Here is a 14183-nt window from a genome sequence, read left to right on the forward strand (position 1 = left end):
CGGGGCGGCGATCGCGATCACCGCCGGCGTGGTCACCCGGTGTTCTGGAGACCCGCTGCGACGCCGTTGACGGTGAGCAGCAGCAGCCGCTGCCATTCGGGCGGGGTGGGGGCGTCGTGCTCCGTCGACCGCAGCACGCGCAGAGCACGCAGCTGGAGCAGCGAGAGGGCGTCGACGTACGGGCTGCGCATCTTCACGGCACGCTGGAGCACGGGCTTGTTGGCGAGTAGACCGTCGCCACCGGCGATGCGTACGACCCAGTCGCGGGTGAGCAGCATCTCGTCGACGACGAGCTGAGCGAGGTCGTCGCGGTCGGCGAGCGCGAGGTGGCGACGCGCCATGCGGGGGTCGGCCTTCGCGAGACTCATCGCCACGTTGTCGATGACCGTGCGCAGGAGCGGCCACTGCTCGTATGCCTCGCGCAGCAGCGCTTCGTCGCCGACGGCCTCGAGCGCGGTTCCGAGCCCGAACCAGCCGGCCAGGTTGATACGCGCTTGCGTCCAGGCGAACACCCACGGGATCGCGCGCAGGTCCTCGAGCGACTCGACCGACAGACCGCGACGCGCCGGGCGCGAGCCCAGGGCGAGCAGTCCGATCTCCTCCATCGGCGTCACAGCGGCGAACCAGGGTGCGAACCCGGGCGCCTTCACGAGCGAGAAGAAGCGTTCGCGCGAGGCGGTGTCCATTGTCGCCGCCACATCGGCGTAGCGTTCGGCGGCACGGCTGTTGCGCTCTTCGATGGAGGGTGCCGAGGCGAGCAGGATTGCGGCCGCGACCTGATCGATGTGCCGGAGGGCGATGTCGGGGTCGCCGTAGCGGGCGAAGATGACTTCACCCTGCTCGGTGAGCTTGAACCGGCCGTCGACCGAGTGCGGCGGCTGCGCGAGGATCGCGGAGTTGGCGGGCCCGCCGCCGCGGCCGAGCGCGCCGCCGCGCCCGTGGAACAGGGTCAGCTCGATGTGCTGCTCCTGTGCCCACGCGGCGATGCGTGCCTGTGCCTCGTAGAGGGCGAGGTTGGCCGCCACCGGTCCGACGTCCTTCGACGAGTCGGAGTAGCCGAGCATGACCTCGAGGCGACGGCCCGTCGCCTCGAGGCGCGCGGCGAATGCCGGGTGATCGACGATCTCCGCCAGGATGCCGGGGGCCGCCTGCAGGTCGGCGAACGTCTCGAACAGCGGGATGACATCGAGTACCGGCGGGGTCCCGTCGGGGCCGACGGCGTGCCGGGCGAGCGCGTGGACGTTCGCGAGATCGTCTGCGGACTGCGTGAACGACACGATGTAGCGTCCGGCGGCTCGCGGCCCGAACCGCTTCTGCACCTGCGAGATGGTGCGGAACACCTCGAGCACCTCGACCGCGAGGTCGCTCAGCTCGCCGCCCGCTTCACACTCGGCGAGCACCTTCGCGTGAACGGCGGAGTGCTGGCGGACCTCGAGCTCGGCGAGGTGGAAGCCGAAGGTCTCGACGGCCCAGATGAGCTGCTGGAGCGCGCCGAAGGCCTGGCGCTTGGCACCTGCCTGGTCGAGCGAGCTCTGCACCACGCGCAGATCTGCGAGGAACTCCTCCGGGTCGCTGTAGGCGAGATCCGCGTCGCGAGCCCGCGTGGCCCGGATGCGGCGCGCGAGCAGCATCATGACCCGCTTGTGGTGCTCGCCCGGTGCGCGCTTGACGGCGTCGGCGGCGCCGTCGTCGTCGGATGCGGCGAGTCGGTCCCAGAGTGCGCGCAGCGCGCTGCTCGGCGGCGTGGTCTCGCCCGACATCGTCAGCCCGCGGCCGACGCGCTCGGTGCTCCGTTCGAGTCCGAGCAGCACGTGTTCGGCCGCGATGCCCGCAGCTTTCTTCGTGACCGATGCTGTGACGAAGGGATTGCCGTCACGGTCGCCGCCGACCCAGGTGCCCAGGCGCACGAACGGCGACACCACGGGGGGACGGCTTCCCGCGACGTCGCCCTGAAGTGCGTCGTCGAGGCGGCGGTAGACCAGCGGGATGGTGGTGTAGAGGGTGTCGTCGAACACAGCCATGACCGCGCGCACCTCGTCGGTCGGCGTCGGCTTCTCGGCACGAAGCGGCGAGGTTCGCCAGAGCGTGTCGATCTCCTCGAGCATGCGCCGGCGGGCGCGGCGGTGTTCGGCGCCGCCCGCGGCGGAGTTCTCGAGCGTCTCGAGGAGGCTGACGAGGCGCCGGATGCTCTGCGACACCGCGCGGCGACGCGCCTCGGTCGGGTGAGCGGTGAAGACGGGGTGGAAGCGCAGTTCTCGCAGGCGGCGGGCTGCCTCGTCTTCGCCGACCTCGGACGACAGCTGCGCGTACGCGGCGGGGATCGAGTCGCCCGCGCTGTCCTGGTCGGAGACGCCGGCGCGCTCGCGCAGCAGACGCACGCGCTGGTGTTCCTCGGCGAGGTTCACCAGGTGGAAGTACACGGTGAACGCCCGCGCGACCTCGTCTGCGCGGGAGACGCTGAACGACTCGGCGATCGCAGCTGCTCGCTCGAACGCCTCGGGGGAGTCGTCGGTGTAGGCCTGGATCGTCGCGCCCCGCAGCCGCTCTACGTCGTCGAAGAGCCCCGGGGAGCCGCTCTCGCGCAGCACCTGCCCGAGCATCGAACCGAGCATCCGCACGTCGGAGCGCATCGCCTCGGGAATCTCCTGCTCGGCCTCGTATCGGCCGACGAGATCGATCGCTTCGGTTCGGGTCAGCTCGCGCATGCCTCCAAATTACTGGCACCGGGGAGGTGCGATTGACACGGAGGTCACACACGGGCCGCCCGACCCCGTTGTGTTACGGCGGACTAGCCTGGGACTCCCGTCCGAAGGAGTCCGATGTCCGATCCGTTGCGCGATGCGGCCGACACGATGCGCGCTGTGCGCGACCGATGCGTGTGGACGGCGCAAATCTCCCACCGCGACCTCGTGCCCTATCTGATCGAGGAGTCGGCGGAGGTCGTGGATGCCGTCGAGGCCGGCACCGCGGACGATCTGCGCGAGGAGCTCGGCGACCTCCTGTGGCAGGTGCTGTTCCACTCCGAGATCGCATCACGCTCGGCATCCGACCCCTTCGACGTCGACGACGTCGCGCGCGGCCTCACGGAGAAGATGGTGCGTCGGCATCCTCATGTCTTCGGCGACGAGACGGCCGAGACGCCCGAGCAGGTGCTGGTGCTCTGGAACGCGGCGAAGGCGGCCGAGAAGCGCACGCGCAGGAGCGTCCTCGATGGAGTGTCCGTCCACATGCCGACACTCGCTCTGGCCCAGAAGATGCTCGGCAAGTCGGCGTCCATCCTGTCGGCGGCACCGCTGCTCCGCGCGGAACCACCCGCCGACGAGGCCGAACTCGGCGACGCGCTCCTCGCACTCGTCTCGCACGCCCGCGCCCAGGGCTGGGACGCCGAGCGGGCTCTGCGCGAACGACTGCGCGCGCTCGATGGCGAGATCCGCGACGCGGAGGGCGCCGGTCGCGGCTCCGCCGACCTGGAAGAATAGGCCGGTGCCCACCGTGAATCCGCCGCGCGGCATGCGCGACTTCCTCCCCGCCGACAAAGCCCGCCGCGAGCGCGTCCTCGCCGTCGTCCGTCAGCGCTACCGCGCCCACGGCTTCGACGAGATCGAAACGCCCGTCATGGAGGAGTACGGCCGCCTGCACGCCGGCATCGGCGGCGACAACGAGAAGCTCGCCTACAACGTCCTGGCGCGAGGGCTCGACGCCGACGGCATCCGCGCCGCAGCCGACGACCCCGCGTCGCTGACCGACCTCGGTCTCCGCTACGACCTCACCGTGCCGCTCGCCCGGTTCTACGCTTCGCACCGCGCCGAACTTCCCACGGTGTTCCGCGCGATCCAGATCGCGCCGGTATGGCGCGCCGAGCGGCCGCAGAAGGGTCGCTACCGGCAGTTCGTGCAGTGCGACATCGACATCATCGGAGACGCGAGCCCGCGTGCGGAGGCCGAGCTGATGACGGCGAGCCTCGACGCGCTCGAGGCTCTCGGACTGGCCGGAGCAGCGATACGCATCAACGACCGGCGGGCGCTCGACGCGATGCTCGCCACGTTCGGGTTTGCCGAGTCCGAGCGTCCCGGCGTGCTCATCACGATCGACAAGCTCGACAAGCTCGGTGCCGACGGCGTCGTGGCGGAGTTGCGTGAGCGAGGTGCGACCCCGGCAGCCGCAGACGCCTTCGAGGCGTTCCTCCGTCGCCCGCAGACGGATGCCGCGGGGTATGACGCCGACGGCATCCGAGCGCGCCTTCCGGAGGGCGTGGGCGACGACGTGATCGCGCACCTCGTGGGCATCGGAGACGCCGTGCGCGCGGCGCGCGGTGGAACGGACGACGTTCCGCTCGTCTTCGATCCGTTCCTCGTGCGCGGCATGGGCTACTACACGGGCACGATCTTCGAGCTCGCGCACCCATCGGTGTCGTACTCGCTCGGCGGGGGCGGTCGCTACGACGGCATGATCGGCCGCTTCCTGGGGGCGGAGGTGCCCGCCGTGGGCTTCTCGCTCGGGTTCGAGCGTCTCGTCGATCTGCTGGGCGCGGGCGCGGGCGACGACCGAGACGGTCTCGTGCTCGTCCACGATCGCGATGTTCCGCTGCCCGAGCTGCTCGCCGCGAAGGCGCACCTCGTCGCCGGCGGTGCGCGGGTGCGTCTCGAACAGCGCCCGAAGAACCTCAAGGCGCTTCTGGAGCGCGCCGCGGCCGACGGCTACGCCGGTTTCGTCACGATGCGCACAGGAGAGGACATCCGCTCGGCGGATCCGCGACCCATCGACTGATCATCGCTCTGCTGTCAACTTTGTGTTGACGACAGGCCGCGTGTCAATCTAGGGTTGACGCATGGACAAGCCAAACCCGCGTCATCACGTCACCCGGATCCGGTGGGTGGCAGCCGTATCCGCCGTCGCCGGAGCCGTGCTCTCTCTCGCCGCCATCGGGTTCGACTGGTCGGGGTTCTGGGGCGGGTTCGCGCTCGGCGCGGGCATCGCCGCCATCGTCCTCGCTGCATACCTCTGGGGTCTGGTCACGGGCATGAGCCGCGCCGGTCACACGCCGACGTGGCTCCCCGCCCGGACGAACGGATCGGTGTGACCACGCATCGATCCACGGGTGACGACGCCCTCACGACCGGCGGCGCACCCGTCGCCCTCGAGATCATCGGCGACGCCATCGGTCGCGTCGTCCTCGACGCCGCCCAGGTCGAGGAAGCGGCCGGCATCGACGCCGAGGGCCACGTGAGAGTCATCGCCGCCAGCGCCGCAGCGGAGCGCGCGGCGCGCTCGCTTCTGCACCGATCAGTCGTCGCCGCCCGCGCCGCGGGCGCGAGCTGGTCTCGCATCGGCGCGGAGCTGGGGATGTCCCGCCAGGCCGCGCAGCAACGCTTCGGAGCGGAGCCGCCGGCGGTGGAGGAATCGACGGAGGAACGGTGGCTCGGACCTGTCACCGCGTTCGACGAGCTGCCCGAACTCGAGGCGGCGGGTCGGCAGGGCTGGCGGACCGTCGGGGCGGGGATGCTCGCGCACCGGATGCGCCGGACCGAGACCCAGTGGGAGCATCGCCGCATCCTGTGGCGGGTCTCGTTGGAGCGCGAGCTCCAGGACGGTTGGGAGGTCGGTTGCCGCGCGTTCCCGTGGATCTACCTCGTGCGCGATCTCGGTCTCGCACCTGAGCCGGACTGACCGCACGCCGACGCCGTTGGGCTGTTCGTCGGATCGTCTTCTGCGGCCGTTCACCCGATGGTGTTGTGCTGGCGTCATGACCACACCAGCGGCGCGCATCGGGGCCGCCGTCGGCGGCGCGGTCATCTCGGCCGGGGCGGTCGTGCTCGCTTCGCGCCTCGTGCTGACCCGACAGGCCGCACTCGCCCGCGAACGCATCGGTAAACCGCTCGGTGAGCTCGCGCTCGACGCCGATCGCCTCTGGCGGCGCTCCTATGCGGGTGAGCCGGTGCGTCTCGTCATGCTCGGCGACTCGCTGGCGGCGGGGCTCGGGGCCGACCGCCGCAAGGACACGCTCGGCGGGCGGCTCGCACGCGGTCTCGCGAAGCGGACGCATCGCCCGGTGCGGCTGCGGACCGGCGCCGTCGTCGGAGCGGAGTCGTCGACGCTCGGCGATCAGATCGCCGCGCTCGGAGACGACGCGGCTGCGGACGTCGCGGTCATCGTCGTCGGCGGCAACGATGTCACGCATCGGATTCCTCCCGGCGAGGCCGCACGCAGTCTCGCCGACGCGGTCGATGCGCTGCGAGCGCGCGGATGCGCCGTCGTGGTCGGGACCTGTCCGGACCTCGGCGCCCTGCGCCCCGTCCCGCAGCCGTTGCGGAGCTTCGCCTCGCGGGCATCGCGAGCGCTCGCGGAGGCGCAGGGGAGGGCCGCGGGTGCCGCAGGTGCGCGTGTCGTCTCGCTCCGCCGCGCCGTGGGCCCGGTGTTCGTCGACAACCCCGACGAGATGTTCGCGCTCGATCGGTTCCACCCGAGCGCACTGGGTTACCGGCGCACCGCCGATGCTCTGCTTCCGGCCGTGTCTGCGGCGTTCGCTGAGACGAGAGCGGCGCGGATGCTGGCGCGCACCGACGTCGTGCGGTTGGCTGAAGGCATGACGACCGACCCCACTCCCGACAGCTGGAGGCGCACCGACGCGTATCTCACGGCGACTCTCGTGACACCGGATCCGGCACTCGAGGCCGCCCTCGCCGACCAGCGTGCGGCGGGGCTGCCCGCGATCGAGGTCTCTCCGCTCAGCGCCAAGCTGCTTCAGCTGCTGATCAGGATCGGGGGCGTCCGCCGGGTTCTCGAGATCGGTACGCTCGGCGGCTTCTCGACCATCGCGATGGCGCGCGCGCTCCCCGCCGACGGACGGCTGCTCAGCATCGAGGCCGAGGCGCGCAACGCTGACGTCGCACGCGCCAGCATCGCGCGGGCCGGCGTCGACGACCGCGTCGAGGTGCGGGTCGGTCGTGGCGCCGACGTCCTCCCGGATGTCGATGAGGAGTTCGACCTCGTCTTCATCGACGCCGACAAGGAATCGAACACGATCTACCTCGACCACGCGGCGAGGCTGACCCGACCCGGCGCGATCGTCGTGGTCGACAACGTCGTGCGCGCGGGGCGGGTGAGCGATCCCGCGACGGAGGACGAGCAGGTGGCAGGCACGCGCCGCGCACTCGAGATGCTCGCGCGTGATCGGCGCTTCGACGCGACCGCGCTGCAGACGCTCGACCTCAAGGGCTGGGACGGGCTCGCTCTCGCCCTGCGGGTGGATCCCGCGTCATAGTCCCGGCAGACCCGGTGGCGGCGGCCACGGTCATCACTAGACTCAAGAGTGGACCGACGACGCTCCACGACTCACCCTCCACAAGCAAGGAGTACCCCTGTGGCACTGATCGAGGCTGTAGGCGCACGCGAGATTCTGGATTCGCGTGGCAACCCGACCGTTGAAGTGGAGGTGCTCCTCGACGACGGCATCGTCCAGCGCGCGGCCGTCCCCTCCGGCGCGTCCACCGGCGCGTTCGAAGCGTACGAGCTCCGCGACGGCGACAAGAGCCGTTACGGCGGCAAGGGCGTGCTCAAGGCCGTCACCGCGGTCATCGACGAGCTCGGCCCGGCCATCGAAGGCGTCGATGCGAGCGAGCAGCGCATCATCGACGAGATCCTCATCGAGACCGATGGCACCGAGAACAAGTCGCGCACGGGCGCGAACGCCATCCTCGGCGTCTCGCTCGCCGTCGCCAAGGCCGCGGCCGACTCGGCGGACCTGCCGCTGTTCCGCTACCTCGGCGGACCGAACGCGCACGTCCTGCCCGTTCCGCTGTTCAACGTCATCAACGGCGGCGAGCACGCGGACAACGGCATCGACATGCAGGAGTTCTTCCTCGCGCCGATCGGCGCCGAGAGCTTCAGTGAGTCGCTGCGCTGGGGCACCGAGGTCTACCACGTCCTCAAGGGCGAGCTGAAGGCCGCGGGCTACGCGACCGGACTGGGCGACGAGGGCGGTTTCGCCCCCGACCTGCCGAGCAACCGCGAGGGGCTCGAGTTCCTCGTCAAGGCGATCGAGAAGGCCGGCTTCAAGCCCGGCTCCGAGATCGCCCTCGGTCTCGATGTCGCGGCGACGGAGTTCTTCACGGACGGCGTCTACCGCCTCGACAACAAGGACTGGAACGCCGAGCAGCTGACCGAGTACTACGTGCAGCTCGTCAACGACTTCCCGATCGTCACGATCGAGGACGCGCTGGCCGAGGACGACTGGGACAACTGGACCGCCCTCACCGAGAAGCTGGGCGACAAGGTCCAGCTCGTCGGCGACGACCTGTTCGTCACCAACCCGGCACGCCTGGCCGACGGCATCCGCCGCAAGGCCGCGAACTCGCTGCTGGTGAAGGTCAACCAGATCGGCACGCTGTCCGAGACGCTCGACGCGATCGCGGTCGCACACCGCGCCGGATACACGACGATGCTCTCGCACCGCTCGGGTGAGACCGAGGACACGACCATCGCCGACCTGGCGGTGGCTGTCAACGCCGGCCAGATCAAGAGCGGCGCGCCCGCGCGCTCGGAGCGCGTGGCGAAGTACAATCAGCTTCTGCGCATCGAGGAGGAGCTGGGTGACGCCGCGGAGTTCATCGGCCGTGCTGCGTTCCCGCGATTCCAGGGCTGACCTGCGCTGAAACGTGACGAGAGGGGGAGCCGTGGTCAAGACGACGGCTCCCTCTTCTCGTGCCCGGCGGCGGGTCGACGTCCGGGAGTGGATGGGGGGCATCCGCGTGTCGGGCTTCGCCTTCATCATGCTCGGCCTCGTCGTGCTGGCCGCATGCGTGCTCGTGCCTTCCGTGAGCACCTATCTCGACCAGCGCGCGCAGATCGCGGCACTCGAAGAGTCCGTCCGTGTCGGCCAGGACGAGGTCGACGCCCTCGCTGCCGAACGCGAGCAGTGGCGCGACCCGGCTTTCATCATGACCCAGGCGCGTGAGCGCCTGTACTACGTCCGTCCCGGTGAGGTCGTCTACCTCATCGACGACGACCTCCCCGCCTCCGCGGTGCCCGACGACCCGGCTGCTGTTTCGAGCGACGTGGAGCGCACGCGCACCGACTGGATGTCGCAGTTCGTGCGATCCGTCGTGACGAGCGGATCGGCGCGCACGGCCGCGACCGGTCCCTGACCGCCGCGCCCCCGGGCCCCAGGAGTCGGCCAGCAGCGGACGGTAGCCTGTCTGGGTGACTGCTACGGCCCTGACACCCGCGACCGACGCCGACCTCGAGGTCATGCGCGAGCAGCTGGGGCGTCCGATGCGGGGAGTCGTGGGTATCGCGGCGCGCTGCGTGTGCGGCAACCCGACGGTCGTCTCGACGGAACCGCGGCTGCCCGACGGCACGCCTTTCCCGACCTTCTATTACCTCACGCATCCGGGTGCCACCGCCGCCATGTCGGCGCTCGAGGCGACCCATGTCATGCGTGACCTGTCCGACCTCCTGGCTGAGGACGCCGAGGTAGCAGAGGCGTATCGGCGCGCCCACGAGAGCTACCTCGCCGACCGGGCAGCCTACGGAGAGGTCGAGGAGATCGCGGGCATCTCGGCCGGAGGCATGCCCACGCGTGTGAAGTGCCTGCACGCCGTCGCGGCGCACGCACTCGCGGCCGGACCCGGGGTCAACCCCATCGGCGATCTCGCGCTCGAGCGATCGACCTGGTCGCCCGAGCGATGCACATGCGCCACCCCGCGGGTGGCCGCGTGACGCGGCGCGTCGGGCGGCTCCTGCGCGCGGCCGTCGTCGGCGTGCTCGTCGTCAGCGCGACGACGGCCGGTGCAGTGGTGCCCCCGCCCGATCCCGCGCGCCAGGCGGAGTACTGGCTCGATGACTACGGGGTCCGCACGGCGTGGCAGACCACGCGCGGGGCCGGTACGACGATCGCGGTGATCGACACGGGCATCGGTCGCGGTCCGGCCGAGTTCGAGGGCGCGGTCAGCGCGGGCGCAGACTTCTCGGGCTCAGGAAGCGCCGACGGACGTACGCCCGTCGGCGGCGATGACCGCGATCACGGCAGCTGGGTCGCCTCGCTCGCAGCATCCCGCGGCACCGGACCCGACACCGGCATGATCGGCGTCGCGCCGGAGGCGAGGCTGCTGTCGCTGTCCATCGGCTTCGGCGGCACGTCCGACATCCCGTTCGCGACGCAGGTCGCCGACGCGATGACGTGGGCCGTCGATCAGGGCGCCGACGTCATCAACCTGTCGTTCACGACGAATCTCCTCGAGTGGGACCCGTCGTGGGACACGGCCTTCCAGTACGCCTACGACCATGACGTGGTGGTCGTCGTCGCCGCCGGGAACCGGGGGACGGGAACCGATCGCGTCGGCGCGCCGGCCACGATCCCCGGCGTCCTCACCGTCGGCGGCGTCGATCGTGGGGGAGTCGCGAGCCAGGAGGCGTCGACGCAGGGCATCACGATCGGCATCTCGGCGCCGAGCGAGGGCCTGCTCGGCGTCTCGGCCGACGGCCGCATCGTGGTGTGGGACGGCACCAGCGGCGCGGCCCCGATCGTCGCGGGCGTGGCCGCGCTGGTGCGCTCGGCACATCCCGGGCTCGACGCGAACAACGTCATCAACCGCATCATCAAGACCGCGCGCGCGGTCCCCGGCGTCTCGGCGAAGCCCGATCCGCTTTACGGCTACGGACTGCTGGATGCCGCGGCTGCGGTGAGTGCGGCCGTTCCGGCGGTGTCGGAGAACCCGATGGGCGATCTCGCGGAATGGGTGCGCATCTACCGCCGGGCGGAGCAGGCGCCCGCGCCTCAGCCCACGACCTCGCCCGTCGCGCTGCCGGAGCTGCCGGCCGCGGACCCTCCGTCCGAGGCCGGGTCGCCGCTTCTGCCGAGCATGAACACGCTCCTGTACGGGACCGTCCCGCTCTTGGGTGTGACCATGGCCGCTATACTGGTGGCGCTCGGCGTCACTGCTGCTGTCCGGCGCATCCGATCGGCCCGCGCGTCGCGCTAGCCGAGCCCCCGATCAAGGAGTTCTTCCGAACGTGTCCACATCTGTGCCCCAGATCCTCGTCGTCGGTGGCGGCTACGCCGGCTTCTACACCGCGTGGAAGCTCGAGAAGCACCTCCGCAAGGGTGAGGCCGAGGTCACCATCGTCGACCCGCTGCCCTACATGACCTACCAGCCGTTCCTCCCCGAGGTCGCGGCCGGTGAGATCGAAGGCCGCCACGTCGTCGTCGGTCTTCGCCGTCACCTCAAGCGGACGAACGTCGTCAACGCGAAGGTCACGAAGATCGACCACGCCAACAAGGTCGCGACGATCACGCCCGAGCAGGGCGAGCCGTGGGAGCACCGCTACGACCAGATCGTCGTGACCGCCGGTGCCGTCTCGCGCACCTTCCCGATCCCGGGCATCGCCGACAACGCGATCGGTCTGAAGACGGTCGAAGAGGCGATGGCGATCCGCGACCGCATCCTCACCAACTTCGACCGTGCGGCGAACCTGCCTGCCGGCCCCGAGCGCGACCGTCTGCTGACCGTCGTCGTCGTCGGTGGCGGCTTCGCGGGCATCGAGGTGTTCGCAGAGCTGCGCGCGATGGCGTCGTCGCTCCTGAAGAGCTACCCGCAGCTGCGCTTCGAGGACACGCACTTCCACCTCATCGAGGCCATGGGACGCATCATGCCCGAGGTCTCGCTCGAGACGAGCCAGTGGGTGCTGAAGGACCTCGCGAAGAAGGGTGCCAACGTGCACCTCGACACGCAGGTGCAGGGCGCCGAGGGCGGCAACGTTGCACTGTCGACGGGTGAGTTCATCCCCACCGACGTCATCATCTGGACCGCCGGCGTCATGGCGAACCCGACGGTCGTTCGCGGCAGCGACCTGCCCGTCGAGGAGCGCGGCCGCATCCGCACCCGCGCCGATCTGCGTGTCGGCACGCCCGAGGAGATCGTCGAGGGCGCCTGGGCTGCCGGTGACATCTCGGCCGTTCCCGACCTGACCGGCGGCGGCGTGGGCGGCTACTGCGTGCCCAACGCGCAGCACGCCGTGCGTCAGGCCAAGCTGCTGGCGAAGAACCTCGTCGCCGTGCTCCGGGGCGAGACGCCGCGCGAGTACTTCCACAAGAACCTCGGTGCGGTCGCCGGCCTCGGCCTCGGCAACGGTGTCTTCCAGTCCGGCAAGATCGCGATCAAGGGCTTCTTCGCCTGGGTCGCGCACCGCGGCTACCACGGTCTCGCGATGCCGTCGTGGGAGCGCAAGTGGCGCGTCGTCGGCGACTGGTGGATGAACTTCTGGCTCGGCCGCGACAACGTCGCTCTGCAGGGCACGCTCACGCCGCGTGCTGCGTTCGAGGAGTTCGCCGCGCGTCCGCGTCCCGCGCAGCCCGCCGCGGAGAACCCGCAGCCGCCGATCGACCCGAAGAGCGTCGCGAAGGACGAGGGCGCCGCAGCGGTCGCCCCCGCCGAGAAGGACAACAAGGTCAACGCGAGCTGAGGCTCGTGCACCCCGAGGCCCCCGCACCGCTCGGTGACGGGGGCCTCGTCGTTCCCCGGTCTCGCGTGGGTGCTGCTGCGGGTTGGGTTGGCAGGTCGCGCCCCTTCACGGGTCGCGAGGGGGCGGGTACTGCCAGCTGAGTGGGTCGCGTGGGTGCTGCTGCGGGTTGGGTTGGCAGGTCGCGCCCCTTCACGGGTCGCGCGTGGGCGGTTACTGCCAGGTGAGTGGGTTGCGTGGGTGCTGCTGCGGGTTGGGTTGGCAGGTCGCGCCCCTTCACGGGTCGCGCGTGGGCGGTTACTGCCAGGTGAGTGGGTTGCGTGGGTGCTGCTGCGGGTTGGGTGGGCAGGTTGCGCCGCTTCGCGGGTCGCGCGTGGGCGGTTACTGCCAGGTGAGTGGGTTGCGTGGGTGTTGCTGCGGGTTGGGTTGGCAGGTCGCGCCCCTTCACGGGTCGCGCGTGGGCGGTTACTGCCAGGTGAGTGGGTCGCGTGGGGGCTGCTGCGGGTTGGGTTGGCAGGTTGTGCCGCTTCACGGGTCGCGCGTGGGCGGGTACTGCCAGGTGAGTGGGTCGCGTGGGTGCTGCTGCGGGTTGGGTTGGCAGGTTGTGCCCCTTCACGGGTCGCGCGTGGGCGGGTACTGCCAGGTGAGTGGGTCGCGTGGGTGCTGCTGCGGGTTGGGTTGGCAGGTTGTGCCCCTTCACGGGTCGCGCGTGGGCGGTTACTGCCAATCAAGCCGCCCGGTGGAAGCCCGGTAACGTGGGACCGGGCCCCCGTAGCCCAATGGCAGAGGCAGGCGACTTAAAATCGCTTCAGTGTGGGTTCGAGTCCCACCGGGGGTACGTTCGACGCTCTCGTCCGCGGCTGCGCCACCGCAGCGGTCACCGACGCGAGCACTGTCACCAGCCCGACGGCTTGAAGAGCGCTCAGCGTCTCACCGGCGACGACCAGGCCCAGCGCCACGGCCACGACGGGGCTCAGCAGCCCGACGAAGGCGGGCAGGCGCGTCGGGAGCGACCGCACGCCGCGGAACCAGAGCACATACGCGAGCGCTGTGCCGACGAGCGTCAGGTATGCGTACGCGCCGAGTTGCGGCGCCGTGGGAAGCGCGTCGGGCGGCGGCTCGACGACTGCCGTGAGCGCGGCGAGAAGGATGCCGCCGGCGAGGAGCTGCCACGCCGTCACCGCAAGCGGGGGCTGACCGGCGCCCCACCGCTTGGTCAGCACCGTTCCGACGGCCATCGACACGGCGCCGCTGAGGGCGGCGGCGACGCCGACGGGGTCGAGCGCGGCGTCGCCGGGCGCGACGATGAGTCCGACCCCGATGACCCCGGCCGTTCCGGCGATGATCGTGACGACGGTGAGCCGCTCGGACAGGATCCGCCAACCGAGCACGGCGACGATGAGGGGCTGGATGCCGCCGACCACCGCGGCGACCCCGCCCGGGAGTCGATCGGCGGCGATGAAGAGGCAGCCGAAGAACACCGTGAAGTTCAGAGCGCCCAGGACCCACGAGCGCCACCACCACGATCCGGTCGGGAGTCGCCGTGCCACGAGGAGCAGGATGAATCCTGCCGGCAGCGCGCGCACCGTCGCGATCAGCAGCGGATGCCCGGGCGGGAGGAACGTCGTGGTGGTGAGGTAGGTGGTGCCCCAGACGACGGGCGCGAGGGCGGTCATGACGAGGAGCGCGGTCCGATTGCTAAGCACTTAGGCATAATAGCTCAGCGC

Annotated in this window: 12 protein-coding genes, 1 tRNA gene and 1 pseudogene; 12 read left to right on the forward strand and 2 right to left on the reverse strand. The window is 70.7% G+C overall.

What is annotated here, in order from left to right; all coding sequences use genetic code 11:
* Window positions 1-32: 32 nt before the first annotated feature.
* Entirely contained in the window at window positions 33-2705 is a 2673-nt protein-coding gene (locus tag ACU6RU_RS04635; RefSeq protein ID WP_289329666.1) for a phosphoenolpyruvate carboxylase, read from the reverse strand.
* Between the two features lie 114 nt (window positions 2706-2819).
* Between ACU6RU_RS04635 and ACU6RU_RS04640 the strand changes: the two genes are divergently transcribed.
* The 12 genes and pseudogenes from ACU6RU_RS04640 to ACU6RU_RS04695 all read left to right on the forward strand — a co-directional run bounded on the left by ACU6RU_RS04640 (window position 2820) and on the right by ACU6RU_RS04695 (window position 13294).
* A complete protein-coding gene (locus ACU6RU_RS04640) occupies window positions 2820-3479 on the forward strand; it encodes a MazG family protein (protein ID WP_446726029.1) in 660 nt (219 codons plus the stop codon).
* A gap of 31 nt (window positions 3480-3510) precedes the next feature.
* Window positions 3511-4767 (forward strand): histidine--tRNA ligase, encoded by a 1257-nt coding sequence (locus tag ACU6RU_RS04645; RefSeq protein WP_446726307.1) that lies wholly within the window; start codon window positions 3511-3513, stop codon window positions 4765-4767.
* Between the two features lie 61 nt (window positions 4768-4828).
* Window positions 4829-5080: a hypothetical protein gene (locus ACU6RU_RS04650; RefSeq protein ID WP_147374344.1), complete on the forward strand. Its 252-nt coding sequence runs from the start codon at window positions 4829-4831 to the stop codon at window positions 5078-5080.
* Entirely contained in the window at window positions 5077-5667 is a 591-nt protein-coding gene (locus tag ACU6RU_RS04655; RefSeq protein ID WP_446726030.1) for a hypothetical protein, read from the forward strand. Before ACU6RU_RS04650 ends, ACU6RU_RS04655 begins: the two co-directional genes overlap by 4 nt.
* A 280-nt stretch (window positions 5668-5947) precedes the next feature.
* Window positions 5948-6487 (forward strand): annotated as a pseudogene (locus ACU6RU_RS04660) (SGNH/GDSL hydrolase family protein); the annotation flags it as partial.
* Between the two features lie 96 nt (window positions 6488-6583).
* Window positions 6584-7261: an O-methyltransferase gene (locus tag ACU6RU_RS04665; RefSeq protein ID WP_120264276.1), complete on the forward strand. Its 678-nt coding sequence runs from the start codon at window positions 6584-6586 to the stop codon at window positions 7259-7261.
* 99 nt (window positions 7262-7360) lie between these two features.
* Window positions 7361-8641 carry a phosphopyruvate hydratase gene (eno, locus tag ACU6RU_RS04670; RefSeq protein ID WP_120262435.1) on the forward strand — a complete coding sequence of 427 codons (1281 nt, stop codon included), beginning with the start codon at window positions 7361-7363 and terminating at the stop codon, window positions 8639-8641.
* Window positions 8642-8672: 31 nt separating this feature from the next.
* Window positions 8673-9143, forward strand: a complete 471-nt coding sequence (locus ACU6RU_RS04675; RefSeq protein ID WP_259455157.1) for an FtsB family cell division protein — start codon at window positions 8673-8675, stop codon at window positions 9141-9143.
* A 103-nt stretch (window positions 9144-9246) separates the two neighbouring features.
* Complete coding sequence (locus tag ACU6RU_RS04680; RefSeq protein ID WP_120264278.1) at window positions 9247-9717, forward strand: DUF501 domain-containing protein; 471 nt, start codon at window positions 9247-9249, stop codon at window positions 9715-9717.
* On the forward strand, window positions 9690-10979 hold the full coding sequence (locus ACU6RU_RS04685; protein WP_289329663.1) for a S8 family serine peptidase: 1290 nt from the start codon (window positions 9690-9692) through the stop codon (window positions 10977-10979). The genes ACU6RU_RS04680 and ACU6RU_RS04685 overlap by 28 nt, the downstream gene beginning before the upstream one ends.
* 43 nt (window positions 10980-11022) lie before the next feature.
* Window positions 11023-12459 (forward strand): NAD(P)/FAD-dependent oxidoreductase, encoded by a 1437-nt coding sequence (locus tag ACU6RU_RS04690; protein ID WP_446726308.1) that lies wholly within the window; start codon window positions 11023-11025, stop codon window positions 12457-12459.
* A 762-nt stretch (window positions 12460-13221) separates the two neighbouring features.
* Window positions 13222-13294, forward strand: a tRNA-Leu gene (locus tag ACU6RU_RS04695).
* Here the strand turns inward: ACU6RU_RS04695 and ACU6RU_RS04700 are convergent.
* The gene (locus ACU6RU_RS04700; protein ID WP_446726309.1) at window positions 13254-14132 is read right to left on the reverse strand and encodes an EamA family transporter; all 879 of its coding nucleotides are present in this window, start codon (window positions 14130-14132) and stop codon (window positions 13254-13256) included. The genes ACU6RU_RS04695 and ACU6RU_RS04700 overlap by 41 nt on opposite strands.
* Window positions 14133-14183 lie beyond the last annotated feature (51 nt).

The sequence above is a fragment of the Microbacterium sp. F1-18 genome (assembly GCF_052921305.1).

Coding starts and splice junctions, on each gene's coding strand:
- ACU6RU_RS04645 (WP_446726307.1), top strand. CDS start 3,511: ATGCGCGACTTCCTCCCCGCCGACAAAGCCCGCCGCGAGCGCGTCCTC.
- ACU6RU_RS04685 (WP_289329663.1), top strand. CDS start 9,690: ATGCGCCACCCCGCGGGTGGCCGCGTGACGCGGCGCGTCGGGCGGCTC.
- ACU6RU_RS04640 (WP_446726029.1), top strand. CDS start 2,820: ATGTCCGATCCGTTGCGCGATGCGGCCGACACGATGCGCGCTGTGCGC.
- ACU6RU_RS04680 (WP_120264278.1), top strand. CDS start 9,247: ATGCGCGAGCAGCTGGGGCGTCCGATGCGGGGAGTCGTGGGTATCGCG.
- ACU6RU_RS04650 (WP_147374344.1), top strand. CDS start 4,829: ATGGACAAGCCAAACCCGCGTCATCACGTCACCCGGATCCGGTGGGTG.
- ACU6RU_RS04635 (WP_289329666.1), bottom strand. CDS start 2,705: ATGCGCGAGCTGACCCGAACCGAAGCGATCGATCTCGTCGGCCGATAC.
- ACU6RU_RS04700 (WP_446726309.1), bottom strand. CDS start 14,132: ATGACCGCCCTCGCGCCCGTCGTCTGGGGCACCACCTACCTCACCACC.
- ACU6RU_RS04665 (WP_120264276.1), top strand. CDS start 6,584: ATGACGACCGACCCCACTCCCGACAGCTGGAGGCGCACCGACGCGTAT.